A 26,728-nucleotide genomic window follows, 5' to 3' on the forward strand; every position below is an offset into this window, starting at 1 on the left:
TATTATTGAATGTACGCCCGTACGTCTGGGCGGAGACGTTTGCGAATGCCGCCCGGGGTTTCCCCTGTCACCTGCCGAAACAGCCGAGAGAAATGCTCCACGCTCGCAAAACCGAGATCAAACGCAACTTCGGCAACGGGCGCGGTGGCGAGCAAGGCGCGAGCCCGATGGATGCGACAGTCATTGGCAAATTTGGCCGGCGTAACGCCAAAACGCGCCTTGAAACGTCGGAAGAAAGTGGCCTCACTCATGCATGCTATTTGGGCCAGCTCCTCAATCGCATATCGCTTTCGCGGATTATCGCGGAGCATTTCAGCGGCCACGTCGAGGCCAGTTGTGGGCGAAAACGTCCGCTGTTCCACGAGAAGTTCGCGCGACTGTGCCTGAAGGATACGCAAGACGAGCTCCTCATGACCGAGATCCACAAGTACATCCCGGAACGGGCTCTTCTCGTCCCTGTAAAGCATCATCAATTTGTTCATCTGCCCAAGGATCGCTAGATCCTTCCGGAAAACCGCAAAACGAGTCCAGTCCAGCGAAAACCGGCCACCGAGACCGAGCCGTTTCTGGCCCTGGTTGACGCGTTCGACAATTTCATCAACCTGACTGCGATCTATTTCTATACATATGCATTCGGTTGGATCTTCAGGTGAGGCTTCTGGAAATAGGATTTCCAAGGGCATGCCTGGAGCAACGAGCATGGCTTCGCCAGGCAGAAAATCGAAGGGCTTGGAGCCGTTGACCCGCATGATCTTATGACCGCGCATCATCTGGCAGACGATTGGATTGGGAAAGCAGAGGCTCACTTCCGCAGTATGGTTCGTCAGATAACTTGATGCCTCGCTGGCGGCGCTATGCCGGACCCGGCGATACTCGATGAGTTTTTCCGTTACATTGACCATTTGCTCCTCCTCCCAAAGGAACCTGCAAATGACTGTGGTGCTACAGCCCACATATGCAGTTCGCTAACCTCCTAGCTTCCATCCTGAAGGCACCTGTATCAACACCATGTCAGGTATTGTTCCATACTTTTTGGACATACTCATTGCGCCGGCTACAAGCGCTTTGCGCAGTTTGGATTAAGCAATCAAGAATTGCGCAACTGCGTCTTCCCGCCAAGCAACGCCTGTTCCCGGTTCTTCCGAGGCCAACGCAAAGCCATCCTGGATTGTCATCCCTTGCAACAGAACAGGACCGGCAATATCCATATGCTCTAATCGGTGTGCGGTTGGCGATGCAGCCAGAAGATGTACACTGATTTCCTGAAATAGATGGCTCGAGAGCGGCAACCCGTGCTGCTCGGCAATCGCACTGGCCTTCATCCATCCGCACACGCCGCCGATTTTCATGACGTCCACCATGGCCAGGTTGCTCGCGCCGGCCTTTACGGAGAGCATCATTTCTTCAGGCCCAAACCAATTTTCGCCCATTTGAACCGACGTGGTCAGTGCTCGGGTGATTTGCCCGTGTCCATCATAATCGTGTTGAAGAGTAGGCTCCTCGATCCAGGTTATACCTTCTTCCGCAAGGGCGCGTCCTCGGATTATGGCTTCAGGTACCGAGAGGGCCTGATTGTAATCCACCATGATTTCGAACTGAGGGCCGACTGCAGATCGGATCGCCCGAATGACGGCGAGCTCCTCTGCAAAGGAAGCATAGCCAATCTTTGTCTTGAGGCCGCGAAAGCCCGCCTTGGCGGAGCGAACGGCCCTCTCGACCGCCAAAGCCTCTCCGTCCATGCTGTGGCTGTCATAAGCCTGAATTGGTCGCGGCTCCCCTCCGATCAACCGAACGAGAGGCATTCGCTGCTCTTTCGCAAACGCGTCCCAGGCGGCCATCTCGATGCCGGCCAGAGCCATACGCAACAAACCAGTGTACCCGAGCAGGCGAAAGCTTCGCCGAAGACGTTCCTCAAGGGCCCGGGGCGCAACGGATTGGCCAATGATCGTGCCCGCAAGATTGTCCAACAGGGCGACTAAAGGCTGTAGGGTCAACGGTGTATAGCCGAAGATGTAAGCATGCCCGATAATGCCAGCGTCGGTGAACAGGTCGATCAATACCAACGGAGAAGCAGAAACTGTACCGGACGCTGTTCTGATCGGGAACTCAAGAGGGACGAGCACCGGACGCGAGCGAATAGCGGTGATCTTCATCATGAACGTTTTTCCTCGTTGTGTCTGCCGAATGTCGGAACCAGGAAGTCCGAGGAGAGTTGTGCGACAGAATTGCAGCCGATAAGCGCGAGTGTCCGATCAATTTCAGTGCGGAGGATCGACAGCACGTCGTCGATACCAGGCGAGCCTCGGGCGGCAAGTCCATAGAGGGTTGCCCGTCCCAACAGGACTATCTTCGCACCAAGCGCCAAGGCCTTGACGATTTCGCCACCGCGTCTGAAACCACTGTCGATCAGGATTGGTTTCGTCACGAGTCGCGCCGTCTGGGAAAGAACCTCCATGGGTGAAAGGCAGCTATCGACCTGCCGCCCCCCATGATTGGAAAGGATAACGCCGTCAGCACCCAGCTCAACGCACTTTTGTGCGTCCTCCGGGCGCAGGATCCCCTTGACGAGGAGCCGATGAGGCCAGCGGTCACGCAGTCTTACCAGATCTTCCCAACTGAAACTGGCATCCATCTGCCGGCTCATCAGGGCAGCCTGGGCTTGCGGGGTCGCGGCGGCCGCACCTCTGAAGTTGGCCAGCTGCGGGACGCCCGTCCTCATGAGATCGAGCGACCAAGCAGGGTGGCGAAGACCATCGAGGATGACCTTTGGGGTGTAGCGGAGCGGTAGACCAAAGCCACTGCGCATATCGCGTTCCCTGTACCCATTGACGGTAACGTCGGTGGTCAGAACAAGGGTCTTGTAGCCTGCGGCCAGCGCTCGGTCGGTCAAAGAGTTGGCAAGATCCCGATGCACAACATAGAGCTGAAACCAGAGTTCACCGTCGCAGTTGGACGCGACCTCTTCAATTGTCAAGTTTGAGGCCGTGGACAGAACGAAGGGAATGCACAATCTTGCAGCCGCCTGAGCAAGGAGCAAATCGCCTTTTGGCCGGAAAACTCCGTTAAGCCCCGTAGGGCCGATCATGAACGGCAACGGATACCGCTGTCCGAACAATTCAACAGTTAGATCCCGCCGGCTGACGTCAATCAATCGAGACGGTTTGAAATGCCAGTCCAGGAACACATCGCGGTTATGCCGCAACCCGTATTCATCCTCCGCGCCACCATCAAGATAGTCAAAAACCATCTTTGGCAGACGGCGGCGGGCGAGATGTCGGTAGTCCTCGACTTTGATGGATTTTCCCATCGGATCAACCTCCGTGCTTGGTCAAAACCTCGATCAGGATAGGGGTATCCGAGGACAGGGCTTCCGCCAGTACATGCTTGAATTCTTCCGCATTTCTGGCGCGATGCGCCTTTACGCCGTAACCCGTAGCGAGCGCCTGGAAGTCGATGTCCGGCACATCGAGACCGGGAACGTTTTCGACCTTCAACACTCCGGCAAACCAGCGAAGCGCACCGTAGGTGCCATTTTTCATGATGATAAAAATCGTCGGAATCTTATATTGCGCCGCGGTCCACAGCGCCTGAATGCCATAGTTCGCAGATCCGTCGCCAATAATGGCGATAACACGCCGTTCAGGTTCGGCAAGCTGGACGCCGACAGAGGCAGGCATCGCAAATCCAAGGCCGCCGGCGGCGGCGAAGTAGTAACTTCCGGGCTGGCGCATCCGGAGTCGCTCCCAAAGTGCAGCCGTTGTTGATGTCGACTCATTCAGGTAGATGGCATTTTCCGGCGCAAGATCGTCGATTATGTCAAAAACTGCTTCAGGCAGTAGCGCGCCATCGCTCGATGGTGCCCTCTCTGGACGTGGCAATGCCTCGATACCGGCGCGCGCGCCCGCAATCACGTGCTCGGAAAGGCGCTTCAAGACACCTCCAACGTCGCCAACAATTGCATCACCCATGGGCGCCCGGGCGGCCTCAAGAGCATCACAGGTCACAGAGACAAGGCTCGCGCCTTCGGGGAGCCAGGCACCAGGATCGTATTGATGATATCGAAACACCGGTGCGCCGAAGACCAGAATAAGGTCGTGCCCACTCAATATGCGGGAGATCGAGGCAATACCCGCCGGCAGCAATCCACGAAAATTCTGGTGGGTCGTTGGGAAAGGACAGCGCGGCGCGGAGGGAGCAACCCATACCGGAGCGGCGATTTTCTCCGCGAGAGTAACAGCATAACTGTTGGCGCGCGCAGCATCTACATCGGGCCCTAGCACGATGACCGGATTGCGCGCCGACGTAATCCTATCGAGGAGCGCGGCCCACCGATGTTCGTCCGGCATTCCGGCGGCCTCGACCTTTCGCATATTGACTGCATCCGAGAAAGGTCCGGCGGGCTGATCCCAATCATTGTAGGGGATAGAGAGATATACCGGTCCCTTGGCTGGAAGCTCAGCGATGTGAAACGCACGACTGAAGGCATGCGGAACTTCCGAGGCGCTCGCGGGCTCGTAACTCCACTTGACAAGCGGCCGCGGAAGGATCGCGGCGTCGACGTTGGCCAGCAGTGGCTCCGCCCCGATCATAGCGCGTGTTTGCTGCCCTGCGGTGACGATAATAGGGGTATGCGAGTTCCAAGCGTTCGCGAGAGCCCCCATGCCGTTGCCCGTGCCGGCTGCCGAATGGAGATTGACAAGCGAGGCGTTGCCCGTCGCCTGCGCGTACCCGTCCGCCATCCCCACGACAACTCCTTCATGGAGGCCAAGGATGTAACGGAAGTCGGCCGGAAAGTCGTTCAGGAACGGCAGCTCATTCGAGCCTGGGTTGCCGAAAACGGTGGTTAGACCAACGCTCCTGAGCAATTCATATGTTGCCTCTCTGACTGTCTTCAACACAACCTCCTTCGTTTGAAGGCAGTCAAAACTAAAACAATTATTAGTCAAATCGCGATTGTTTTGATTAAGATATAGATTGTATCTATATTTTAATCAAAGAGAACGATGGAGAGGCGATGACTGACCTAAATTTGATCCGTGCGTTCATCGCGATCTACGAGACGGAGAGTGTCAGCGGCGCGGCTGTCAAGCTCAACCTTACACAACCGTCGGTGAGTCACGCCTTGGGCCGCTTGAGGGATATGCTGGACGATACGCTCTTCACCCGCACCCGCGACGGCATGAAGCCGACCTTTGTAGCCGAACGGATGTACGGCATTTTTCGATCCGCTCTTTCAGAGATTGAAACCGCCATAGCCAGCCGGTGGAACTTCGATCCGAAGTCTTCCAATCAAGTTTTCAAATTGGCATTCTCCGACCTAGGCGAAATGACATTCTTGCCGCACATTTTGCCGCGCCTAAGCCGGGAGGCGCCCAAAATCGGCATCGAGGTTGTCGAACTTGAAGTCGAGAAACTGGATGACTGGTTCGCAACCGGCAAAATTGATGCGGCGATCTTCAATTCCACAAGTGCAAAAGTGCAATCTCGCTCAGAGCCCATCTTCCAAGAGCACTACGTTTGCCTTGTTAGCGCCCGGCACCCGCGAATTCGCGACCAAATCTCCCTTGAGCAATATTTATCCGAAGGGCATATCGTCGTTTCCTCCCATTCCGGGCATCGTCAAGTCGAGGATCAGATTCGGGCGATTGGTGCGACCCGACAGGTTTCCCTACGATTGCCTCACTTTATTGGCCTTCACGACATCGTCGCGAAAACCGAGTTGCTCGCGACACTTCCATCTCGCACGGCCCACATGTTTGCGGGTAGCGGTATGGTGAGATATTGCACAATTCCACTTCCGATCCCTGAATTTGAAGTCAGGTTGCATTGGAGAGAGACAGATGGCGAGATCGAGGCTCAGGCCTGGCTGCGCGAGATTTTGAAATCATGTCTGCAAGGCCTATAGTCTATTTCTGCCGAAACGAATTGATATTATCCGCGGTGGCTGATCGAGAGGGCAGAACAGACGCCAGACGTCAGCGGCATATATACTGGTAGCAGGCATAGGCAGAACGGCGTCTTGAAAGCAGAAGCCGGCATAGACTTCTGAGTGAGCATCGGCATCATTTTCAGAGAGAGCTTATCGCCACCAGATTCTTGCTGCCATGCTCCTTGTCCGGAACGCGCGGCCCAGGATAGTTTTCAAGGATGAACTGCAAAACTCCATAGGAAAATTCACCGTCGGAATCCTCCGTCTTCGGCGAGAATGCTCGAGGGTCGACTGTAGCTATTACCAGACCCTCCACTTCGTGCGGGATCAGGTTTCCGATTTCAGCTCCATCGCCCCCATATATTCTGGCGTGACCACCCCCCTTGGGCACCCATCTGCTCGCAGGGATTTCCTGAAATCTTGAATATGCTTCGTCGCCCACAATGCTGCAGGGAACGATTGTGACGGCGCTGGTAATTGTCGCGTAGTAGCGCGCCGCGGCGAGATTGACTGCAGGACCGGCCCAATTGAACCCGTTGGCCTCCGGCAGTATGGGCCAAGCACCGATATGGATGTGTTCCATCTGTGACTGGAGAATATAAGTCATTTGCGGATGCATATGCTCCCAGCAACTAAGCGAGCCAACGCGACCAATCTCTGTCTCGTAGACGCTCAGGCCCGACACATCGCCGTCACTCCATACAGTTCTTTCGCCACCAGACGGACGAAGCTTGCGACGGATTTGTACAGGTCTGCCATCTGCCCCGATCAATGCCTGTCCCATATAGAGGTAATCGCCTTCCAGTTCGCTGTACCCAAGCGACACGAAAATTTTCTCGCGTGCGGCGGCCTCCAGAAGTAACCGCCACTCATCACTGCCTATCTTCAGCGAGTTGGCGACGTATTGCTTCAGATAGGCCTTCTTCCATTGTTCCGATTCGTGACCGAACGGATACCCGGGCAGCCATAATTCCGGGAAGGCAATAAGCTTGGCTCCGGCACTCGCAGCTTCTCCGATCAAGCGGATCGTCTTGTCGACGCCGCCTTTGAGATCAAGGTAGACCGCTTCTGCCTGCACGGCGGCAACCTTGAACTCCTCCGTCAGGCGACTTCCCGGCAAAGCATGTCCGGATGCGGATTGCGCCGCGTCGGCAGCATGCACATCCTGTGCTAGACGAGTAAGATAAAGGGCGGCGGCAGATGCCCCCAGCATTTGTCGTCTTGAAATATCCATTTGTGTTCTCATGTTTTTGAGAAGCGAACCCGGATTGACAACCTTTACGGCAGCCAATCCGTAGCCGTCGCGTTATTCGATTTCTGTGTAGTCCGTCTCGAAAGGATGGACACGCTGTTGTACATTCCGGTTGAACAGGAGGCGGAGAACATCCGGGCGGGAATAGTGGCCTACCGGGTCATAGGCAGCCTTCGCCACCCCGATGAACCCGAGGTCCACCTCAGCATACATCACACCCTCCTCATTTTCGGGAATTGCCTTGGCTAGGGGCGCGCCGTCGGGACCGAAGATCATCGTGAAACCTCCGCCTTCAAGAAGCAGATTCTGCTTCGAGGGAGTGTCCACCAGCATCTCTATCATCGACTTCGAGACAATCGCGCACGGCGCAAGCACGTAGCACTGCCCTTCAAGCGCATAAACCTGGCTGGCGGCGAGATTTGCTTCGGCGCTCAATTGAAACGCTGCACCGCGATAGACTGAGAAACTTGGCCAACTCGCGATATGGATCTGCTCATTTTGTGAGAACATTGCATATTTTGAGAGCGGCTGGATGTGTTCCGCGCAACAAAGCGCACCCATGCGCCCGAGTTCCGTTGTGTGAACGGCGATATGCGATCCGTCACCCTCGCCAAAGACTGTCCGCTCAGCATGGGTAGGCTTGAGCTTGCGACGGTTGCCAATGATTTCACCTTTGTCGCTGAAGATCGCCTGAGCGATGTACAGGCTTCCGCCTGCCCGTTCCGTGAAACCCATGACAACGTGGATAGAGTTGACCGCGGCCGCCTCGCGCAGTCGCTCGTAGTGCGCGTCGCCGACTTCCATAGCGTTGGCGAAGTATCTGCCAACAAACTGCATTCCCCAAGCCGGCGAATCCAGCCAGATCCACCAAGGGTAGCCGGGAAGCCAGACTTCCGGGAAGGCAATAAGCGAGGCGCCGTTCCGGGCTGCTTCCTCAATGAGGGAGATTGCCTTGTCGACACCCTTCGCGATATCCAGAAATTCCGGTGCTGCTTGCACAGCAGCAACTTTGTAAGCTATTTTGACCATGTGGCCCTCTCTTTGCTCCCCTTGACCCTACAGGCATCGCATAACGGACTGCGGAGCGCTTGGTCATGAGGGCCGCGATCCTTGTCTCACATGGCCATCTGGATTGCGGCGGCACGTTTCTTGCTTGGTATTGAGATGCTCATGACAGCAGCCACATGAGTGCCGTGAGTTTGTAGGGATGATTCAGGACGCGAATACGCTATCGGTGTGGAGAGAACAGCTCTGGTCGACTTACGTTCGACTTGAGAGCAAGAGTGATGCGCGCGATTTTTATGGGAGAGTCGTCGAGTTTATTCCCGGAACCCATAGCCTAAGCCTTGTGGACTCCACGAGCCAATTGACAGAGCGCACGAGGCATCACGTCCGCACCGATCATCAGGAGGTCGTGCTGGTTGCATTCCAGTTGGCAGGTCAGGGATTCGTCACGCAAGATGACCGTGAGTCTAGGACGATACCAGGCCAATTCGTATTCTACGAAAGTGGGCGGCCCTATTCCCTCTCCTTCGAGGGGCCTTTCAAACAGCTGGTGCTGCGCGTGAATCGGGACAAATTCCTATCCAGGCTTCCGGGGCTCGGCAATCTCACGGCGCGCACATTTGAGGCCAGGCACGGTTGTGGCGCCGTAGCACTCGATTTCCTACGCAGTCTCGCTGCTCGCGGCCCCGGTATTTGTGATGCTCAGCTTGCATTGATGGAGCGTGTAGCGAGCGATCTCGTTGCCGGAAGCATACTATCTTTGACAACCGCCGTTTCCCCTCGTCGGGCCGTTTTCGAGCGACTTCGAACCCGTATTATCGAAGAGGTCAGGGATCCATCCTTCGACCCATTGGATATGGCGACGATTGCCGGGATGTCTTCACGTTCGTTGCGCCGTCTCTGTGCTGAAAATGGTACGTCCCCGGGGCAATTGATACTGCAAACGCGACTGCAAGGCGTGAAGGATGATCTCTCGACTGGCACCAACGCGAAAAGAACCGTCAGTGACATCGCCTTGAGCTGGGGATTCAACGACATGAGCCACTTCAATCATTCCTTCAAAGCAGCATACGGAATCCCACCCTCAAGGATGCGCATCTCAAACTAGACAGAATCTCAGTTGTCGTTTCACAGGAGATGCAAACCCAAGTTTCCAGATTGCCTCAGGGCGTAGGATGGCCCTTGCATCCCCCAGCACGACGGCAGGGGAAGCGTCCTGTTCGACCTAATCACGATTCTCACAAAAGCCTATTGCTCTTACTGGGCCACCTCGGTGGCTGCCTCATCGATAAGGCCCGCGACCTCGACAGACTTCGATATAAGCGACGCATGACTTGCCTTTAAGGTAATGACCTTTCGGGCATTCAGGCGCTTCGACATCGCCACCTGATTTTCAGGCGTAATCATCCGGTCCTCGCTGGATATTTGATACCAGGACGGCTTCCTCTTCCAGGCTGGGGCGGTAACGGTGTCTCCAGAAGTACTGGCCAACGGCGCCTTTTGGGTAGCGGCCATGACGAGAGCCTCCTCAGGCGTCATATCCTGGCAGAAGCTTTCATGGAGTTTATCGGCCTTGAGCCAGAGGTAACCATCGCTGTCCGGCTCGATATTGGCCATCGCCGCTGGGGGATGCTGCCGGGTGATGCCGCCCGGACTTTCGCCGGCGTCGGGCGCGAAGGCGGCGATATAGACGAGCCCTACCACATTCGGCTGATCCCCGACTTCCGTTATGACCGCACCGCCATATGAATGGCCCACCAGCAAGACAGGCCCTTTCTGTTGGGCCACCATTTTGCGTGTGCGTTCGGCGTCCTCCGCCAGAGACGTCAATGGCAGTTCGACGGCGTGAATGGACTGATGGCCCTTACGCGCCAACTCGAGGACCACTTTGCCCCAATGTGCCGCTCCACCCCAGAAACCGTGCACCAGAATAATCGTGGGTTTATTTGTCAAAATTCTCTCCTGTTATCCTGAAAGAGGGCGATACGATCCGTAAACGATGAGTCGCATGACGAGAATGGAAATGATCAGGTTCCCTTCCCTACCTTGTAGAAACATTGACTGCAGCCAGCACAAAGTATCCGATAACATTCGACGGGATCCGAAAGTCTTGGCATTTCGATCGAATTTCCCTGATTCCATAGAAAATGTACAACGGCTGCGGTTTGCGGATCAACCTCCCAGCCTGCTGTTGCCGTCTGCGACGATCGGCCGTATTTCCGATCACAGCGCGAATGATATTGTCGTCAATGTCATTATTGATTGCAATCAATATAGATACATTTTCTCTATTGATTCGGTATGATATGGTGGCACCCGGCGTCGCCACGCGGCGAGATCGGGAGGGGTTTCAAGCCCCTGCAACAAGGGACATCGTCCATTGGAAGGGACAATAATGACCGCGCAATGCATTGGAGCGACCGTCCCTCGGGCACCCCCACGACCGGTCTTCGACAGACCGAAGACGCTCGCCAATGATGTCAACTTCACGGTCGACGCGACGCAGAAGCAGGCAGTGCCTTCCAGCAAGACATCATCCGGCGAAGATCGGATATATCTTGCTTGCGCCTCGGCAATCTCCAACGGTGGGCACCCATGCTTGGACTAACAGCACTCGAACTCGCCCGAATTCAATTCGGCTTCACGATTTCGTTTCATATCATCTTCCCGGCGATCACCATCGGGCTGGCGAGCTATCTCGCCGTCCTGGAGGGTCTCTGGCTTTGGAAGAAAGATGCGGTCTATCGCGACCTCTATCATTTCTGGTCGCAGATCTTCGCCGTGAATTTCGCCATGGGCGTCGTGTCCGGCCTGGTGATGGCCTACCAGTTCGGAACGAACTGGAGTTACTTTTCCGCTTTCGCCGGAAGCATCACCGGGCCGCTTCTGACCTATGAAGTGCTGACCGCCTTTTTTCTCGAGGCCGGGTTTCTCGGCGTCATGCTGTTCGGCTGGAACAAAGTCGGACCCGGCCTGCATTTTCTGGCGACAATCATGGTCGCCATCGGAACGCTGATATCGACGACCTGGATTCTCGCATCCAACAGCTGGATGCAGACGCCGCAAGGCTTCGAGATCATCGATGGGCGGGTCATTCCCGTCGACTGGCTGAAGGTTATCTTCAATCCCTCCTTTCCCTACCGCCTTGCCCATATGACGGTTGCGGCCTATCTGGCGACCGCTCTGTTCGTGGCCGCCTCTGGCGCCTGGCATGTCCTGAACGGCCGCGCGACCGCCGCAACGCGCACCATGTTGTCCATGGCTCTGTGGATGGTGCTGATTGTCTCGCCGCTGCAAATCGCGATCGGCGATGCTCATGGCCTAAACACACTCGAACATCAACCGGCAAAGATCGCGGCGATGGAGGGCCACTGGGAGAACAAGCCAGGCGAAAGCGTTCCCCTCATCCTGTTCGGCTGGCCGGACATGCAGGCGGAGACCACACGTTACGCCATTGAGATCCCTTACCTCGGCAGCCTCATCCTGACGCATGACCTGAATGGCCGGATCCCGGGGCTCAAGGAATTCGCGCCGGAGGACCGGCCGAATTCCACCATCGTCTTCTGGAGCTTCCGGATCATGGTCGGCCTTGGAATGCTCATGCTTCTTCTCGGCGTAAGCGGCCTTTGGATCCGGTGGCGCAAGCGGCTGTTTGATGCCCCCTGGTTCCTGCGTTTTGCCGTATTGATGGGGCCAACGGGGCTGATCGCCATTCTGGCCGGCTGGTTCACCACGGAGATCGGGCGCCAGCCCTGGATTGTCTACGGGATCATGCGAACGAAGGATGCCGTTTCCAATCATTCGGCGCTGACGCTATCGACCACACTGGTTGTCTTTATCGTCATGTATGCCGCCGTCTTCGGCACGGGCATCAGTTACATGCTCAAACTCGTCGCCAAGGGTCCGCAGCCTCATGACGGCGGCGGCCACGGTCCCGATGAAGACGGTCAGTCCAAGCGTCCTGCCCGACCACTATCGGCCGCGCCTGACACTATCGACCCTTCAATCGTGTCATAGTCCTGAATAATGGAGGCTTGAAGCCAATGGGAATAGACCTGCCTCTTCTCTGGGCGATCATCATCGGGTTCGGCCTGATGATGTATGTGATCATGGACGGGTTCGACCTCGGTATCGGCATCCTGTTTCCCTTCGTGCGCAACCGCGACGATCGCGACACGATGGTCAACACCGTGGCACCGGTTTGGGACGGAAACGAAACATGGCTCGCTCTCGGCGGCGCCGCGCTCATGGCGGCCTTTCCGCTGGCCTATGCGGTGATCTTGAGTGCGCTCTATCTGCCGCTTTTCCTGATGCTGGCCGGACTGATCTGGCGCGGTGTCGCTTTCGAGTTTCGGTTCAAGGCGGACGATGCGCATAAGCCATTCTGGGATAAGGCATTTGCGTGGGGATCGTTTATCGCGGCCTTCTCGCAAGGGGTTGCCCTCGGAGCCTTCATCAAGGGCTTCCCCGTTGAAAACAACGCGTTCACTGGCGGTGCATTGGATTTCCTGACGCCGTTCAGCCTGTTTACCGGTGCCGGCGTCGTCATTGCCTATGCGCTGCTTGGCTCCACCTGGCTGATCATGAAGACCGAGGGCGATCTTCAAAAACGGATGGTGAAGCTGGCCCGTCCGGTGACGATCATTCTTCTTGCCGTGATCGGCATCATCAGCCTGTGGACACCGCTTGCATATCCCGCTGTGGCTCTGCGCTGGTTCTCCATGCCCAACCTGTTGTTTTTCTCGCCGGTGCCACTGCTGGTTCTCATCACGACAGGGGCGATCCTCGGCGTCCTGCGCCGCGATCCGCATGCCGCTCCGTTCATCCTGGCATTGCTGCTGCTGTTTCTTGGTTATAGCGGACTTGCGATCAGTGTCTGGCCCAATATTATCCCGCCCGGCATTTCGATCTGGACAGCCGCCGCGCCTCCGGAAAGCATGGGTTTCACGCTGGTCGGCGCGCTCTTCGTCATCCCGTTCATCCTCGCCTATACGGCATGGTCCTACTATGTCTTTCGCGGGAAAGTGAAAACCGGAGAGGGATATCACTAATGGCGGACCGAGCGGCTCGCGCAAACACTTCATGGCTGCGCCGGATAGGCTGGCTCGTTCTGATCTGGGTCCTTAGCGTGATCTCCCTGGCCATCGCCGCGGCATTTTTTCGGTTGTTCATGAATTTGGCCGGCCTCACGCTTTGAGGGCGACCGGCTTGCCCTATTCTGGAATGCAGCAGTCAAACACTGAAGACTGTTCAGGGGGCTGTAAACAGTTTCGTACGGTGCTTTGCCTTAAGCCACGAACGAAGCGGAACCGGCATTGAGACGTTGGAAAGCTATTCTAGTGATCGGTATATGGGCATCCGGGGGTATTTTTCAGGATTACCTGAGCGTAGTCGCCCTCGCGCAATCCACCAACATAGACCCAGCGTGAGGAAAAACGCTCGATGGCGGGTCTCTTCACGCCGTAGTCCCTCGCCCGCCGAAGCGCGTCCTCGGGCGAACAGCTGTCGTTGGAACGAGGCACATCGTTCCAGGACGCCGGTGGCTCATAGCGAGGCCGCCGCTCCCAGGGCGGCGGCGGAGCATCTTCAGAACCCCATCCATCGCCCCAGACCTGGGCAGCAGCCGGCTCAACGGCGGCTATCGATGAACCGACGACCAGGAGACCGATCAAAGCAGCTTTCATGAAAATACCGGACATCTTACCTCTCCTTCAAGCACTGAGACCCGAGTTGCGACGTCACCATTATTCGGATTCTCATGAGAGTAGATACCGGAAGTACATCTTTTGCTGCGTTCGGTTTTATTCACTTTTATTGTGGAGTAGCGAACCGCTCCGGCAAACCCGGCGCAGTTCAGTCGAGGAATCTGGCGGTCTCAAGGGTACGCTGCGCGAGGTATTGGCTCATCCGTGCCCGGTGCTTGTGGATGTCGTCACGGCGAAGCAGGAACTGACTATGCCGCTGAAGATCAAGCTTGAACAGGCCAAGGGCTTCAGCCTCTGCATGCTGAAAGCCATCATCAACGGTCGCGGTGACGAGGTCGTGGAACTCGCCAAGACCAATCTCAGACTCTGATTGGAGAGCGACTCGTGACGGGAATGGATTTCGCCAGGCATATGGCCTTCGTATTGCGCTGCTCGGCTGCGGCGACATTCTCCTACATGCTGGCGTCGGCTATCGGCTTGCCACACCCGGTATGGGCGGCAATGACGGGGATTATCGTCTCCCAGGAAAAGCTCACCGAAACACGCAGCGCCACGGCCTGGCGGCTGGCCGGCACCGTGATCGGCATCGTCGCCGCCGTTGCCATTGGCAGTCTTGCCGCCCCACTCGGCGCCGATGTCGCAATCCAGATCGCCCTTGCCGTCGGACTCTGCGCCATCGTCGCCCGCCGCTATCCGGCGCTCAGGGTCTGCATGTGGACGGGGCCAATCGTGTTTCTGACGGCGAGCCCGGAGATGCCCATCCTCACCACCGGCCTCTATCGCGGCGGCGAAGTCCTTCTCGGCGGCCTGGTCGGCGCCGCATTGCATACGATAGCGGAAGCGGCGATTGGACGCATGTTTGGCCAAATTGAGCCGGATTCTATCGATCCGCCGGCAAAACAGCAATGACGCTGGGGCTCCTCCCAAAACGCCTACCCGCCTCCACAATGACCTCCTCTCTTCCATTTGTGTTTCCATGCGGGCAACCAATGACACGAATGATGAACACGCGCTCATCATAGCTGCCATCAAAACAGAAATATGCCGCCGCCAATAATTTGGTACGCTGCCTTTAGGTTCCCTGAGTACCACGTCATCCTTCCTCAATCAGCACTTGGACAACCGTCGAATGCGTGGGAGTAGAGGCTTGCTCGTAGGCCACGCTGTAGAGATACTGACAACATCGGCGAGCTCTTCGACTACCGCCACCGGTTCAAGCATTGATATGCTCGGAAACAAGCGAGCCGCGCGTTTGGGCCAAAACAAGGCCCATAACCGTCGCATTGATGATCGCAGCGTGATGGGTGCGATGCCATTGGCGCGCTTTGCGAAGCCTGTGATCGATGGCTGGCAGATTATCTGCTGTACCACAATGGCTGAAAGACAATGATAGTAGCCGCGCGCACCTCGATGCCGAGCAACAAAGGGTATTTTGTCGACTGTTTCGAAGCGCTGTTGCGCGTCTGGAAGAGGTCTGGGGATGCTTTCTTTCCGGATGCCTATTGATCAGCATGTTGGAAGTTGTAAGCAGGAGTGGTCACCCGTCGTGGCCAAAGCCACTATCAATCCGCCAAGACGTAGATTTCGACAAAAGGATCTGCATTTGGATCGCCTCGAATGCGACCGCATGTTCATCGCAGTCATCGACACCGGCAGCTTTGCGGCAGCCGCCACGCGTCTCGGCACGAGCGCGGGGCAGGCTTCAAAACTCGTATCGCGGCTTGAAGCAAACCTGGGCGTGCAGTTGATCATGCGCACGACGCGAGCTCTATCGCTGTCGGAATCCGGGCGGGCATACTACGAGCGGATAAAGACACTGCTCGAGGAGTTTGATGATCTTGATGCGTCGGTGCGTAACGACTCGGGAGTGCCGTCGGGCAGGCTGCGGATCACTGCACCGCTCACGTTTGGCACTACTCAGCTGGCCTCGGTGCTGATCCAGTTTGCAACAGCCTTTCCGGACATCCAGCTGGATGTCAGCTTCTCCGACCGAATCGTCAATCTCGTAGACGAAGGATTTGACGCAGCGATCCGCATCGGCCGAGCGGAAGACAGCAGTCTTATAGCACGCAAATTATGCGCCATAAGAGTTGTGCTCGTTGCGGCCCCCTCCTATCTGGATGGGCGTGGAATGCCGGCCGAACCGGCGCATCTAGCGCACCACGACTGCATCATCGACACAAATTTTCGGGATCCACTCACCTGGCGGTTCAAACACCATGCCGATCCGCAGGCGATTCTGGCTGACGTCCATGGTCGTATCCAGTTCTCCAACGCCGAGGCTTGCGTTGCGGCGGCCGAAGCCGGGCTCGGCATCGCCCGTGCGCCAAGCTTCGTCGCCGGCGCAAGACTACGGGCGGGTGCGGTCAGGCCAGTGCTCAGCGATTTCGAAGACGAACCCCGAGGCCTTTATGCCGTCTATCCGCCCGGTCGGCATCTGGCATTGAAAGTACGGGTTCTCGTCGATTTCCTGGCCAACGCCTTTCGCGGGCAACCGGCTTGGGACAAAAACTGGCCGTGATTGATTCCATTTTGGAAGCAAATATTATCTTGCGGGCGGGATAATCATCGATCTGGAAATGGGGCATATCCTTAGGCAGGAATTCACCCCAACAGACGAGACACCATCATGATCGATAACCGCACCGCCCCTTATGCTGTCCTCATTCTGCGACTGGCACTTGGACTGCTCTTCCTTGCCCATGCCGGCTTGAAGATTTTCGTCTTCACCCCTGCCGGTACGGCCGGCTTCTTCGCCTCCCTCGGCCTGCCGGGTTGGCTCGCCTATGTCACGATCGCATGGGAATTGGCCGGCGCGGTCGCGCTCATCCTGGGCATCTGGCCGCGTCTTGCAGCTATCGCCGTCATCCCCATCCTGCTCGGCGCGATCTCCAGCGTTCACCTTGCTGCCGGCTTCTTCTTCACCAATCCGAACGGCGGCTGGGAATTCCCGGGCTTCTGGATTGTCGCCCTAATTGTCCTGGCATTGAGCGGTGATGGCGCACTGGCGCTCCGCCCCACTCCTACCCGCAAGTAACGTGCAGCCACAGACCAAACATCGGAGAACCGCGATGAGCACGATTAAGAACCCTGCGGTCGGCATCGGAAAAGTCAGTCTCACCGTTCAGGACCTTGATCGGATGAGCAGCTTCTACCAACAGGCAGTCGGCCTTCACCTGCTTCGTGGTGATGCATCAACGGTCGAGCTTGGTGTCGAAGGCAACACGCTTCTCGAGCTTCGCCGCGATTCTTCGGCGCGGCGGCGTTCGCCGCATGAGGCGGGGCTGTTTCACACGGCCTTTCTGCTGCCCACCCGCGCTGATCTCGGCCGCTGGATGAAACATGCGATTGAGACGCGCCCGCCGGTCGTGGGTGCCTCCGATCACAGTGTCAGCGAAGCGCTCTATCTTTCCGATCCGGAGGGAAACGGCGTGGAGATCTATGCCGATCGGCCACTGCTTTCTTGGCAGTGGAAAGACGGACTGGTCGACATGCCAAGCGACGAGCTCGATATTGACAGTGTGCTCGCCGCGGCCGGCAACGGCCGCTGGACAGGCTTTCCGGAGGGCTCAAAGGTCGGACATGTGCATTTGCAGGTGGGGGCGATCCCCGATGCCGAGGCCTTTTATAGCGAGATACTTGGGTTCGCCATCACATCGCGCTATCCCGGCGGGACGTTCTACGGAGCTGGCGGATACCATCACCATTTGGCAACCAACATCTGGAACAGCCGCGGCGCGGGTGAACGCAGCTACCCCAGCACTGGCCTTGCCAATATCGAAATCCTTGCAGATCCCGACTTTGCCGCATCGATCGGCGACCGGTCGGCCACAGGGAATATACCAACCACCGGCATATCGCCGGGGCTCGTCCTGCGCGACCCCTGGGGCACAGAGATCACCATCGCCACGCCGACCGCAGAGATAATTTAGGAGTTCAGCCATGCTTGTAGACGGAAAATGGACGGCTGACTGGCATCCGGTACAGGCGACCGATGCTAAGGGTGGCTTCGTGCGGCAGATTTCGGGCTTTCGCAACTGGATTACCCCCGACGGCAGCGCCGGGCCGACCGGCGAAGGCGGCTTCAAGGCCGAAGCCGGGCGCTACCACCTCTATGTTGGCTTGATCTGCCCCTGGGCGTCGCGAACCCTGATCGGCCGCGCGCTGAAGAAACTCGGCGAGACGATCTCCGTCTCCGTGGTCGAACCCGCACTTTCCGAACAGGGTTGGCGATTCGGCGACTATCCGGGCGCGGAGCGCGACTTACTGAATGGTGCCACCTACCTCCACGAGATCTATACAACCGCCGATCCGCATTACACCGGCCGCGCGACCGTGCCTGTCCTTTGGGACAAGGAGCGCCGCACCATCGTCAACAACGAGTCCGCGGATATTCTGCGGATGCTGAACTCGGGCTTCGGACCGCTCGCCGATGACACTGTCGATCTTTATCCGGAAGATCTGCGTGTCGACATCGACGCATTGAACGATTGCATCTACCCACGCCTCAACAACGGCGTCTACCGCACGGGTTTTGCGACGACGCAGCTTGCCTATGAAGAAGCCTTTGCTGAAGTCTTCACCATGCTCGACGAGCTCGAGACCCGTCTGGATGACCGTGGGCCGTTCCTGTTCGGTGAGAGGTTGACCGAAGCCGATGTGCGCCTGTTCGTCACCCTCATACGTTTCGACGCCGCCTATCACGGCTTGTTCAAATGCAATCTGCGCCGGCTTGCCGACTATGCCCACCTCAGCCACTATCTTGACCGGATTCTATGCGTCCCCGGTATCCGCGAAACGGTGAATATCGATCACATCAAACTCGGCTACTACTCTATCAAAGCGCTCAATCCGACCGGTATCGTTCCCGTCGGCCCGCAGCTGCCCTTTGCAATCTCATAGAGGAAGTACCGATGTCTACGCTCGCAGCCAATATGCTTGTTATCATGCTTCATGGTGTCGGCTCCAGCGGCAGCGACCTTGCACCACTTGCCAGCACCTGGAAGGGTAGCCTGCCGGGCGCCATCTTCGTCTTACCGAACGCACCCAGCCGCTCGAGCTTCGGCTCAGGGTATCAATGGTTCAGCGTCGCCGGCGTCACCGAAGACAATCGCAGTACACGCATCAGGGAGGCACGCGCTTCCTTCGATACGACGATCTCGGCGATCATCAAAGAGAACGGCTTTTCCGATCGGCTCGATCGCGTCGCTTTTGTCGGGTTTTCGCAAGGCACGATCATGGCGCTCGACGCGATTGCCTCGGGACGCTGGCCGGTCGGCGCCGTCGTCGGCTTCTCCGGTCGTCTTGCCTCGCCGCTACCGCTTCAGGCCGCCGTCTCGCCGCCGGTTCTGCTCGTGCATGGCAGCGTCGACCCGGTGATCCCGGCAGCGGAGACAACCAAGGCTGCCGCCCTGCTGCAGTCGCAAGGCGTCATGGTCGAAACCTTGGTCATACCCGGACTTGGCCACACAATTTCCGCTGACGGCGCGGCGCGAGCCGTCGCGTTCCTGGCTTCCGCCATGGCAAAGTAGAAAAGAGACGACGGTCTTGGAGATTGGTCTTTACACATTCGGTGATCTTCCGCTCGGAATCCGCGGCATCCAGCCGTCGCCTATCGGAGATCATCGAGGCGGCAAAGCTCGCGGATCAGGCGGGTTTGAGTGTGTTCGGCATTGGCGAGCACCATCGCCTCGACTATACGATCTCGGTGCCGGTGGCCGTAATGGGCGCGATTGCTGCGGTGACCAAGAATATCCGCATTACCACGGCCGTTACCATTTTATCGTCATCCGATCCGGTGCGCATTTTCGAAGAGTTGGCAACGATCGATCTGGTGTCTGCTGGCCGCGGCGAACTGACTGTCGGACGCGGCGCATTCATCGAGTCCTTTCCGCTGTTTGGCTACGATCTCAGCAATTACGACGCGCTCTACGAAGAAAAACTTGCGCTACTGCTGAAGATCGCTGCCAGCGACGAGGTGACGTGGCGCGGGCGGTTTCGCTCCGCGCTTGACAGGGTCGTGATCGCTCCACGGCCCTATGTCGACCGTCCTCCGATCTGGGTCGGCGCCGGCGGGACACCCGACAGCGCCGTGCGGGCGGGCAAGGCGGGCGTGCCGCTCAACCTTGCCAATATCGGAGGAGAGCCGGCGCGCTTCCGCCCGTTCATTGATCTTTACCGCCGCAGCTTCCGCGATGCCGGTCACGATCCGGCTGGGATCAAAGTCGGCATATCCAGTCATCTGCATATCCAGAAAGACAGCCAGCGTGCGCGTGACGAATTCTATCCGCATTATGCGAGCTATATCGGCCATAGTCTGCCAAACGGCGACAATGGATGGAAAGTCTCTCGCGAAGACTACGAGCGCCTTGCCGACCCCAAAGGCGCACTCTTCGTCGGTAGTCCGCAAGAGATCGTCGACAAGATTCTCTACGAATATGAAATGTTCCGCCACGATCGTTCTATGGCGCAGATCGATATAGGCGGCTTGCCCTTCGTAAAAGTTGCCAATGTAATCGAGCTTCTGGCCACGGAAGTGATACCTGCCGTCAGGAAAGCCGCTAATGCTTCATCGGTTATCTCTCAATGAATTCTTTTTTGAGAATAATATCATCCGGTCGATGGCTGAGCGACGAGAGTCCTGGCAGTGAATATTCTTCGCCTGTTGGAGTGGCACCAATCTTGACGAAAACAATCGCCTTAATCGGCACCACTGAAAGCTAAGCGCTATCAAATCCCGGCAAATTGCGCCGAGGCCGTCATCGCAACCGGCTCCAACGCCATGAAGATGAATGCTTCGGGTTCCCGCGGTCAGCTTATACCGTGCCGCTTGGCGTATTCAAAACCGCCGGGGCTCTAATCGCCGTTGGATGAAAGCTCCACGGCAGGTCAAGCGAACTCCAATAAAGTGGTTAAACACCACCAAGCCTAAGCGCACTCTTCGAGTCGAGAAGGTTATGGGCTCATGATTTCATGAGCCCTCCCCGTTCAAGGCCCATGGAGCGTATTAGGTTTGCTCGTCTCCGTGGTCAGCCGCAGGGGCTCACTCCATACTGCTCTTACATTACCATCTCCCTCCGCGTTTGTGATGGCAGACTAGGGTTACCTGCCGACTAACGGCGGCATCCAACAGAAACATCGCTCGTCGATAAAACTGGCTTCAGACCGATTCCGGTCGGTGCCTCTTGAATGATGTTCACAGCCACCAATACGCAGATCAGGGTCGAAAATGACAACGGAAAATGATCATGATTAACATACAGGTCGGTTGACCGACCTGTAAAAATGTGATGGAACTGCCCTCATCGTACTTTTTGGAGGAGGACGCGATGAATCAATCAAATAGCATACGTCATTTGCCGGGTGAGACTGCCCCCGAGCGCAATATTCGGCTCACCGGTCAACATGTCGGCGCTCTGTTCGTGGCTCGCTACATCGCCGCGCTAGTTGGCATCTACATAGCCTTGATAACTCCCGCTTCTGTCACGCTTGCGATCAGGGTTGGGCAGATCGATCCAGAGGGAAAGGCTAGCTCCCTGGCATTCGTTGCAAGTATCGGTGCCGCCGCTGCACTGTTCTCGAACCCGATTTTTGGAATGCTAAGCGATCGTTCAACATCTCGCTTGGGGCAACGCCGTCCCTTCATATTCTGGGGCTTTGTGATCGGGGTCTTGGCAATTTTCGCCATCGGAGTCGCGCCTTCGATTCCGCTTATTGCGCTTGGTTGGGCAATAGCGCAGATCGCCTTCAATGCATCGATTGCAGCGACCATCGCCGTGCTTCCCGAACGGGTACCGGCGACCCTGCGCGGGCGTGTCTCCGGATTTATGGGTATGACGGGCCAATTGGCAGTGGTCACAGGGGTGTTCCTTATCCAACTGACAGGGACCCGAGGTGCAGGAATGTTCATTTGGCCAGCTCTGCTTGGGGGTGTGCTTGTGCTGCCGTTTCTTTTGACGCTTCGCGAAGTCCAGCGCCTGCCCGGTGAAGTGCCGAATGTAACCGTTGGAAGCGTTTTAGGTGCTCTGTGGATTAACCCGTTCCAACATCGAGACTTTGGTTTGGTCTGGGCTGGCAGGTTTCTCGCCTGGACAGCGCTCTATCTGCTAACCACGTATAAGACCTATTTCTTGATCGACCACCTCGGTTATTCAACTGAGACTGTCGCGCCAATTCTCACGACAGCAATGTTTGTGCTCGCTGTTGCGGTCGCTGTCTCGAGTATCGGCGGAGGGTTGCTCTCGGATTATTTTGCCCGCCGAAAGCCGCTGGTTGTACTCGCGTCGGTTTTTTTCGTGGTCGCGATGCTCGTGGTGGCCTTTGCCCACAATGTCGAGATCTTCCTGATCGGCATGGCAATCGCCGGACTTGGGAACGGTCTCTACTTCGGGGTCGACTATGCTCTCGTTTCGGAGGTTATCCCCGATCGGGAAAACTCGGCAGGCAAGAGCATGGGTGTATTCAACCTGTCGAGTACCATCCCGCAAACCATTGCTCCGATCATTGCTCCGGCACTCTTGCGCATCAATGCCGAAGGCTCCGACGGAAACTACACCTCGTTGTACCTCTGCGCAGCCGCATTCGCGCTAATAAGCGCGGTCTTTATCCAATTCATCAAAGGTGCAAAATGACCGATTTGGCCACTGAAACGCTTCGACTGGATGACGCAGATAATGAAGCTTTGTCCCTGACCACTGGTGCCGATTACTGGACGACGACAAATGCTCCAAGTCACGGGATCCGATCCATGCGTCTTGCTGACGGGCCGCATGGACTGCGTGTTCAAGATGATGAGAACCCGGACCATCTCGGGCTTGAACGCAGTGCGCAGGCAACATGTTTTCCTCCAGCGGTGACACTGGCGTCTTCGTGGGACATCGACCTTATCGAAGCAGTCGGCAATGCCCTGGGAAGGGAGGCCCGTGCTGCGGGCGTGAACGTTGTGCTTGGACCGGGACTGAATATCAAACGGAGCCCTTTGTGCGGGAGAAACTTTGAGTATTACTCAGAGGATCCCCTTCTTGCGGGTGTTCTCGCAGGAGCGGCCGCACGCGGCCTGCAGGCTCAAGGTGTCGCTGCATGCCTCAAGCATTTTGCGGTCAACAATCAAGAGACTGATCGTCTCAGAGTGAGTGCGAATATCGATGAGCGCCCTCTCAGAGAAATTTATCTACGAGCTTTTCAAATCGCTCTTGAAGAGTCCGCAGCCTGGTCGGTGATGTCTTCATATAATCGCGTCAATGGAGTGTTTGCATCACAAAACCATTGGCTGCTGACGGACCTACTTCGCAATGAATGGGGCTTCGATGGCGTAATGATATCGGACTGGGGCGCAGTTCGTGATCCGGTAGACGCATTTAAAGCAGGTCTTGACTTGCGTATGCCTGGGCGTCCGGACGATAACCGTATACGCCAGGCTTGGGCTCACGGAGAAATTGATGCTGTCTTGTTGGATCAAACTGTGGGCAGGATGCGCCTCCTTTGCGACCGCACTTCAATAGCAACACCTGCGGTCGATGTGGATCGCAACGATCATCATAAACTCGTCCAGAAGGCCGCCGCTGAATCGGCAGTGCTTCTTTCAAACGATGGTGTCCTGCCATTGGCTCTGAAGCCAGGTATTAGGATCGCAGTCGTTGGTGAACTGGCGCGGCAACCGAGATATCAGGGTGCCGGCAGTTCGCGTGTCAATGCAATCAAGGTTGTAAGCGGTCTGGACGCCTTGTCTGCGAGGGTCCACAAGGCAGGCGCGGAACTCGAATTCGCGAGTGGTTACACGCTCTCAGGCTCAAGCGATTACGCATTGATTGATGAGGCTATTGAATTGGCGCAACGCTCCGACGTTGTTATCTTGTTTATGGGACTGCCCGGTGAATTTGAAGCGGAAGGCCGGGACAGAACAACGATCCAACTACCAGCAAATCAGACGGCGCTTATCGGTGCCTTACAAGGCACAAAATCCAAAGTCGTTGTCGCTCTGAGCAATGGCTCGGTCGTTACAACCTCCTCGTGGCGAAACGGTGTGAACGCGATAGTCGAGTTCTGGCTTACGGGTCAGGCGCATGGCGATGCAGTGGCTGATGTGCTGCTGGGTGTTGTAAATCCGAGCGGAAAGCTTGCGGAAACGGTGCCAATCCGTCTGGAAGATACACCAGCTTTTCTGAGTTTTCCGGGCGAGCATCAGAACGTGGATTACGGCGAAGGCATCTATGTCGGCTACCGCTATTATGATGCCCGTAGCATTGATGTTGACTATCCGTTCGGTCACGGATTGTCGTACACGACTTTTGAATATTCTGGCCTGGAGATACTCGTTCGGCCTTTGTCCGATGTCGTCGCCTTCGATGCGAAAATCAGGATCCACAACACCGGCGAACGTTTTGGTCATGAAGTCGTTCAGCTATACGTTCAGGATCTCCAGACCGAAATCACGACACCTCCGCGCGAATTGCGAGGCTGGAAAAAGATCGGCTTGGCGCCTGGTGAAGAAGCGACCGTGGAAATAGCGATCACTAGAGAGCAACTGTCACATTGGCATAGCCCGAGCAAGTCCTGGGTATATCCTGGCAGCGACCTAATCGTGTGCGTTGGCGGCTCGTCCAGAGATCTACCACTAAAGAAAACGGTCACAATCCCGGGGGAAGCGATCTCGCTGAAGCTTGACGAATGGGCAACGTTCGGCGAATGGCTCGATGACCCGAAACTAGGGTCGAAGCTCCGCGAACTCATCGAGGCGCGCGGCGGGCTCAAGGGCCGTATGGCAGATCTTCTAGCAGACGAGGGTGGGGGTCGAGATGCGGTGCGCGCCGTCCCATTGGCGACAATAGTCGAATTTCCAGGTGTCCCTGTTGCCCTTGACGATCTCAGAATACTCTCAAGCAGCCTGACGGGTGTGAACGACGGAAGTTGATTGCCGGGCACAAGGCTTTAGAATGCCCCTTTTTTTGTCTTGGCTCCGTCACCAAACCGAGTTGACCTCGCCACTATGTATTCTTCTTTGAAGAGCGTGCCGAGGCAATGTGCCTGGAGGAACGGCGCGAGGTCAATAATGTAGCCTTTCGATTGCGGAGCTTATGCCTTTGCCTTACACGATGGCCCAAAGTCGTTGTACAAGGAGTAAAACCCATGCCACGAGCGTTAAAAAATGCCGAACAGGGGGAGCGAACTAGGGCGGCGATCCTGGCATCTGCAATCGAACTTTTTGGTGAGAAAGGATATAGGGCTACGTCAGTGAGCCAGATCGCCAAGCGGGCGGGGGTAGTACAGTCGGCGCTACATCACCACTTCGGGGCAAAAGAGCAACTCCTCGATGCGGCTCTTAAATTGCATTATCCATCTTCTGTCGCAAGGCCCGATATGCAAGCTGTGGCGACAGGCAGGACCGAGTTCGTAGATGAAATGATGGAGGCGGCTCGGCGCAATATTTCCGATCGACACCTCGTCCGCTTCTTCTCGGTAATGACCGGGGAATCTCTAACGCGAGAACATCCTGCTCACCAATTCTTTGTGAACCGATATGACATTGCGCGCGATGGCTTCACGGACGCCATTGCTCAGGCAAAGAGTATCACAAACGATACCGGTCGTGCGCAAGTTTCCCTTCTCGTCTCCATCCTTTTTGCTACATCCGACGGGCTGCAGATGCAGTGGCTTCGAAACCCATCCATCGACTTTGTCGCCGGGCTAGAACGCGTGGCAAAGATGGTAGGCGAAGGTATACAGGCGCTAAGACAGAGGTGAATTGCAGGCCAAGAGCCATCTTGAATGTTCGGGTTCCCCCGCGTAGACGCCTGCTTCAAGCAACGACGCCATGGCAAACATGCCAAATCGTTTCACCATTTAGCATCGTAGCAACGGTTCATCACCGACGGCGATTGATCGCCGCCGTAATCCTTGGATTCGTTGAGGTGAACTATCACAATTATTTGGTGCATTTGAAGATTCATAGTTTTGCACGAATGCTGGAACCAATGGTCGCCTGAGGTTGGGGCAACCGCATTCAATTGTGAATTCCGGCGACCAGCAGAAGGAGGTCGGCGCTGTTGCCGTTCCTATCCCCGGCGCTCACGGGACAATCGTGCCGTCGCTTGCAGCCTATTGCTTTTGTCGGCCGAATGACGGACGAAATGGTCGCTCGGATCGTCGCAAAGCTCAATCAGGTGGCGAAACTAATTTCTATATCGGGGAGCAATAGCGCGCACGACTGCGTCCACACCAACATCTGCCAGAGCTGTCGTCACAGTATTTTCTGCGCAGACGGCAACCATCGACTAAGTTTTAGTCACGTCGCACTAGGATTAGGCCGTTCCGGGCAAGGCTCCATTCTCCCGCATAATCAAGGCAGCAAGTTCGGCTCGGTTTGAGCAGCCCTTCTTTTCCATCGCCTTGTTAAGGTGTGTTCGCACCGTGGAGAAGCCGATGTTCAGCATGTCGCAGATCTCACGATCGCGACAGCCTCGTGCAACGAGAAAAGCGATCTGCCGCTCGCGTGGCGTCAGATTTTCGAAGCGCTCCATGCCGTTGGCCATCGCCTTCTTCAAGAAAGGGGAGATGGTGTCGAGAAGCATTTTTTCCCGTTCACTGAAATCCGGGCTCTTCGCAGATCGCCACAGACGGAAGTCGCCCAGATCACGGTCACCTTCAAACAGGAATACATTGATGCCGTGATGAAGTCCGTCACGCTTTAGGAAATCATTATAGAATTCGGTCCGGATCAACTCGCTGTATGGGTTGACTTCCTCGATCAAGGTCGCCTTACGCTTTTCGCGTAGCTTGAAGGTATGCGGATCGCGAAACTGATAATACCGCTCATAATTCCTGATGTTCTCCGGATCCATG

The 26,728-nt window shown here is 56.5% G+C and carries 24 protein-coding genes and 1 pseudogene; 16 read left to right on the forward strand and 9 right to left on the reverse strand.

The window, feature by feature from the left end; translation table 11 throughout:
* Window positions 1-2 precede the first annotated feature (2 nt).
* The 4 genes from RRH01S_RS31060 to mdlC form a co-directional block, all read right to left on the reverse strand.
* A complete protein-coding gene (locus RRH01S_RS31060; RefSeq protein WP_042477114.1) occupies window positions 3-902 on the reverse strand; it encodes an AraC family transcriptional regulator in 900 nt (299 codons plus the stop codon).
* A 177-nt stretch (window positions 903-1,079) separates the two neighbouring features.
* Window positions 1,080-2,156 carry an enolase C-terminal domain-like protein gene (locus RRH01S_RS31065; RefSeq protein ID WP_042477115.1) on the reverse strand — a complete coding sequence of 359 codons (1,077 nt, stop codon included), beginning with the start codon at window positions 2,154-2,156 and terminating at the stop codon, window positions 1,080-1,082.
* A complete protein-coding gene (locus RRH01S_RS31070; RefSeq protein WP_042477118.1) occupies window positions 2,153-3,307 on the reverse strand; it encodes an alpha-hydroxy-acid oxidizing protein in 1,155 nt (384 codons plus the stop codon). The genes RRH01S_RS31065 and RRH01S_RS31070 overlap by 4 nt, the downstream gene beginning before the upstream one ends.
* Before the next feature lie 4 nt (window positions 3,308-3,311).
* Window positions 3,312-4,898 carry a benzoylformate decarboxylase gene (mdlC, locus tag RRH01S_RS31075; protein WP_234711793.1) on the reverse strand — a complete coding sequence of 529 codons (1,587 nt, stop codon included), beginning with the start codon at window positions 4,896-4,898 and terminating at the stop codon, window positions 3,312-3,314.
* 116 nt (window positions 4,899-5,014) lie between these two features.
* Here mdlC and RRH01S_RS31080 point away from each other — a divergent pair, with 116 nt between their 5' ends.
* Window positions 5,015-5,905 (forward strand): LysR family transcriptional regulator, encoded by an 891-nt coding sequence (locus RRH01S_RS31080; RefSeq protein WP_042477124.1) that lies wholly within the window; start codon window positions 5,015-5,017, stop codon window positions 5,903-5,905.
* Between the two features lie 163 nt (window positions 5,906-6,068).
* On the opposite strand, the gene RRH01S_RS31085 is transcribed toward RRH01S_RS31080, so the two are convergent.
* Both RRH01S_RS31085 and RRH01S_RS31090 read right to left on the reverse strand, forming a co-directional pair.
* Complete coding sequence (locus tag RRH01S_RS31085) at window positions 6,069-7,220, reverse strand: nitrilase-related carbon-nitrogen hydrolase (RefSeq protein ID WP_234711794.1); 1,152 nt, start codon at window positions 7,218-7,220, stop codon at window positions 6,069-6,071.
* A 15-nt stretch (window positions 7,221-7,235) separates the two neighbouring features.
* Complete coding sequence (locus RRH01S_RS31090; RefSeq protein WP_042477126.1) at window positions 7,236-8,210, reverse strand: carbon-nitrogen hydrolase family protein; 975 nt, start codon at window positions 8,208-8,210, stop codon at window positions 7,236-7,238.
* 178 nt (window positions 8,211-8,388) lie between these two features.
* Here RRH01S_RS31090 and RRH01S_RS31095 point away from each other — a divergent pair, with 178 nt between their 5' ends.
* Complete coding sequence (locus RRH01S_RS31095; RefSeq protein ID WP_042477129.1) at window positions 8,389-9,294, forward strand: helix-turn-helix domain-containing protein; 906 nt, start codon at window positions 8,389-8,391, stop codon at window positions 9,292-9,294.
* Window positions 9,295-9,443: 149 nt separating this feature from the next.
* Here RRH01S_RS31095 and RRH01S_RS31100 read toward each other — a convergent pair whose 3' ends face one another.
* Window positions 9,444-10,139 carry an alpha/beta hydrolase gene (locus RRH01S_RS31100; protein ID WP_042477131.1) on the reverse strand — a complete coding sequence of 232 codons (696 nt, stop codon included), beginning with the start codon at window positions 10,137-10,139 and terminating at the stop codon, window positions 9,444-9,446.
* Window positions 10,140-10,781: 642 nt separating this feature from the next.
* Between RRH01S_RS31100 and RRH01S_RS31105 the strand changes: the two genes are divergently transcribed.
* The 3 genes from RRH01S_RS31105 to RRH01S_RS33795 are packed head-to-tail and all read left to right on the forward strand — an operon-like array spanning window position 10,782 to window position 13,383.
* Window positions 10,782-12,203: a cytochrome ubiquinol oxidase subunit I gene (locus tag RRH01S_RS31105; protein WP_042477135.1), complete on the forward strand. Its 1,422-nt coding sequence runs from the start codon at window positions 10,782-10,784 to the stop codon at window positions 12,201-12,203.
* A 26-nt stretch (window positions 12,204-12,229) separates the two neighbouring features.
* Window positions 12,230-13,237, forward strand: coding sequence for a cytochrome d ubiquinol oxidase subunit II (gene cydB, locus RRH01S_RS31110; RefSeq protein WP_042477138.1), 1,008 nt, complete (start codon window positions 12,230-12,232; stop codon window positions 13,235-13,237).
* On the forward strand, window positions 13,237-13,383 hold the full coding sequence (locus RRH01S_RS33795) for a DUF2474 domain-containing protein (RefSeq protein WP_080705514.1): 147 nt from the start codon (window positions 13,237-13,239) through the stop codon (window positions 13,381-13,383). Before cydB ends, RRH01S_RS33795 begins: the two co-directional genes overlap by 1 nt.
* A 139-nt stretch (window positions 13,384-13,522) precedes the next feature.
* On the opposite strand, the gene RRH01S_RS31115 is transcribed toward RRH01S_RS33795, so the two are convergent.
* A complete protein-coding gene (locus tag RRH01S_RS31115; RefSeq protein ID WP_042477141.1) occupies window positions 13,523-13,885 on the reverse strand; it encodes a hypothetical protein in 363 nt (120 codons plus the stop codon).
* 157 nt (window positions 13,886-14,042) lie between these two features.
* Between RRH01S_RS31115 and RRH01S_RS33800 the strand changes: the two are divergent.
* The 11 genes and pseudogenes from RRH01S_RS33800 to RRH01S_RS31165 all read left to right on the forward strand — a co-directional run.
* Window positions 14,043-14,261 (forward strand): annotated as a pseudogene (locus RRH01S_RS33800) (pyruvate dehydrogenase); the annotation flags it as partial.
* A 23-nt stretch (window positions 14,262-14,284) separates the two neighbouring features.
* Window positions 14,285-14,800, forward strand: coding sequence for an FUSC family protein (locus RRH01S_RS31120; RefSeq protein ID WP_234711804.1), 516 nt, complete (start codon window positions 14,285-14,287; stop codon window positions 14,798-14,800).
* Between the two features lie 694 nt (window positions 14,801-15,494).
* Complete coding sequence (locus tag RRH01S_RS31125; protein WP_042477147.1) at window positions 15,495-16,412, forward strand: LysR family transcriptional regulator; 918 nt, start codon at window positions 15,495-15,497, stop codon at window positions 16,410-16,412.
* A gap of 108 nt (window positions 16,413-16,520) precedes the next feature.
* The gene (locus RRH01S_RS31130) at window positions 16,521-16,928 is read left to right on the forward strand and encodes a DoxX family protein (protein WP_042477150.1); all 408 of its coding nucleotides are present in this window, start codon (window positions 16,521-16,523) and stop codon (window positions 16,926-16,928) included.
* A 34-nt stretch (window positions 16,929-16,962) separates the two neighbouring features.
* Window positions 16,963-17,823: a VOC family protein gene (locus tag RRH01S_RS31135; protein ID WP_042477152.1), complete on the forward strand. Its 861-nt coding sequence runs from the start codon at window positions 16,963-16,965 to the stop codon at window positions 17,821-17,823.
* 10 nt (window positions 17,824-17,833) lie between these two features.
* Window positions 17,834-18,793, forward strand: a complete 960-nt coding sequence (locus RRH01S_RS31140; RefSeq protein WP_042477155.1) for a glutathione S-transferase family protein — start codon at window positions 17,834-17,836, stop codon at window positions 18,791-18,793.
* An 11-nt stretch (window positions 18,794-18,804) separates the two neighbouring features.
* Complete coding sequence (locus tag RRH01S_RS31145; RefSeq protein WP_080705519.1) at window positions 18,805-19,422, forward strand: alpha/beta hydrolase; 618 nt, start codon at window positions 18,805-18,807, stop codon at window positions 19,420-19,422.
* 23 nt (window positions 19,423-19,445) lie between these two features.
* Window positions 19,446-20,480 carry an LLM class flavin-dependent oxidoreductase gene (locus RRH01S_RS31150; protein ID WP_234711795.1) on the forward strand — a complete coding sequence of 345 codons (1,035 nt, stop codon included), beginning with the start codon at window positions 19,446-19,448 and terminating at the stop codon, window positions 20,478-20,480.
* A 739-nt stretch (window positions 20,481-21,219) separates the two neighbouring features.
* Window positions 21,220-22,521 (forward strand): MFS transporter, encoded by a 1,302-nt coding sequence (locus tag RRH01S_RS31155; protein ID WP_042477157.1) that lies wholly within the window; start codon window positions 21,220-21,222, stop codon window positions 22,519-22,521.
* Window positions 22,518-24,800 (forward strand): glycoside hydrolase family 3 C-terminal domain-containing protein, encoded by a 2,283-nt coding sequence (locus RRH01S_RS31160; protein ID WP_042477160.1) that lies wholly within the window; start codon window positions 22,518-22,520, stop codon window positions 24,798-24,800. The genes RRH01S_RS31155 and RRH01S_RS31160 overlap by 4 nt, the downstream gene beginning before the upstream one ends.
* 215 nt (window positions 24,801-25,015) lie before the next feature.
* Entirely contained in the window at window positions 25,016-25,630 is a 615-nt protein-coding gene (locus RRH01S_RS31165; RefSeq protein WP_042477163.1) for a TetR/AcrR family transcriptional regulator, read from the forward strand.
* Between the two features lie 557 nt (window positions 25,631-26,187).
* On the opposite strand, the gene RRH01S_RS31170 is transcribed toward RRH01S_RS31165, so the two are convergent.
* Window positions 26,188-26,727 carry a helix-turn-helix transcriptional regulator gene (locus RRH01S_RS31170; protein ID WP_234711796.1) on the reverse strand — a complete coding sequence of 180 codons (540 nt, stop codon included), beginning with the start codon at window positions 26,725-26,727 and terminating at the stop codon, window positions 26,188-26,190.
* Window position 26,728: the final 1 nt, after the last annotated feature.

Source organism: Rhizobium rhizogenes NBRC 13257 (assembly GCF_000696095.1).
Lineage (GTDB): Bacteria > Pseudomonadota > Alphaproteobacteria > Rhizobiales > Rhizobiaceae > Rhizobium > Rhizobium rhizogenes.

Bases quoted from the DNA above. Each gene is read 5' to 3' on its own strand.
- RRH01S_RS31060 (WP_042477114.1), bottom strand. From the start codon at position 902: ATGGTCAATGTAACGGAAAAACTCATCGAGTATCGCCGGGTCCGGCAT.
- RRH01S_RS31065 (WP_042477115.1), bottom strand. From the start codon at position 2,156: ATGATGAAGATCACCGCTATTCGCTCGCGTCCGGTGCTCGTCCCTCTT.
- RRH01S_RS31070 (WP_042477118.1), bottom strand. From the start codon at position 3,307: ATGGGAAAATCCATCAAAGTCGAGGACTACCGACATCTCGCCCGCCGC.
- RRH01S_RS31080 (WP_042477124.1), top strand. From the start codon at position 5,015: ATGACTGACCTAAATTTGATCCGTGCGTTCATCGCGATCTACGAGACG.
- RRH01S_RS31090 (WP_042477126.1), bottom strand. From the start codon at position 8,210: ATGGTCAAAATAGCTTACAAAGTTGCTGCTGTGCAAGCAGCACCGGAA.
- RRH01S_RS31095 (WP_042477129.1), top strand. From the start codon at position 8,389: ATGATTCAGGACGCGAATACGCTATCGGTGTGGAGAGAACAGCTCTGG.
- RRH01S_RS31105 (WP_042477135.1), top strand. From the start codon at position 10,782: ATGCTTGGACTAACAGCACTCGAACTCGCCCGAATTCAATTCGGCTTC.
- cydB (WP_042477138.1), top strand. From the start codon at position 12,230: ATGGGAATAGACCTGCCTCTTCTCTGGGCGATCATCATCGGGTTCGGC.
- RRH01S_RS33795 (WP_080705514.1), top strand. From the start codon at position 13,237: ATGGCGGACCGAGCGGCTCGCGCAAACACTTCATGGCTGCGCCGGATA.
- RRH01S_RS31115 (WP_042477141.1), bottom strand. From the start codon at position 13,885: ATGTCCGGTATTTTCATGAAAGCTGCTTTGATCGGTCTCCTGGTCGTC.
- RRH01S_RS31120 (WP_234711804.1), top strand. From the start codon at position 14,285: ATGGATTTCGCCAGGCATATGGCCTTCGTATTGCGCTGCTCGGCTGCG.
- RRH01S_RS31130 (WP_042477150.1), top strand. From the start codon at position 16,521: ATGATCGATAACCGCACCGCCCCTTATGCTGTCCTCATTCTGCGACTG.
- RRH01S_RS31135 (WP_042477152.1), top strand. From the start codon at position 16,963: ATGAGCACGATTAAGAACCCTGCGGTCGGCATCGGAAAAGTCAGTCTC.
- RRH01S_RS31140 (WP_042477155.1), top strand. From the start codon at position 17,834: ATGCTTGTAGACGGAAAATGGACGGCTGACTGGCATCCGGTACAGGCG.
- RRH01S_RS31145 (WP_080705519.1), top strand. From the start codon at position 18,805: ATGTCTACGCTCGCAGCCAATATGCTTGTTATCATGCTTCATGGTGTC.
- RRH01S_RS31155 (WP_042477157.1), top strand. From the start codon at position 21,220: ATGAATCAATCAAATAGCATACGTCATTTGCCGGGTGAGACTGCCCCC.
- RRH01S_RS31160 (WP_042477160.1), top strand. From the start codon at position 22,518: ATGACCGATTTGGCCACTGAAACGCTTCGACTGGATGACGCAGATAAT.
- RRH01S_RS31165 (WP_042477163.1), top strand. From the start codon at position 25,016: ATGCCACGAGCGTTAAAAAATGCCGAACAGGGGGAGCGAACTAGGGCG.
- RRH01S_RS31170 (WP_234711796.1), bottom strand. From the start codon at position 26,727: ATGGATCCGGAGAACATCAGGAATTATGAGCGGTATTATCAGTTTCGC.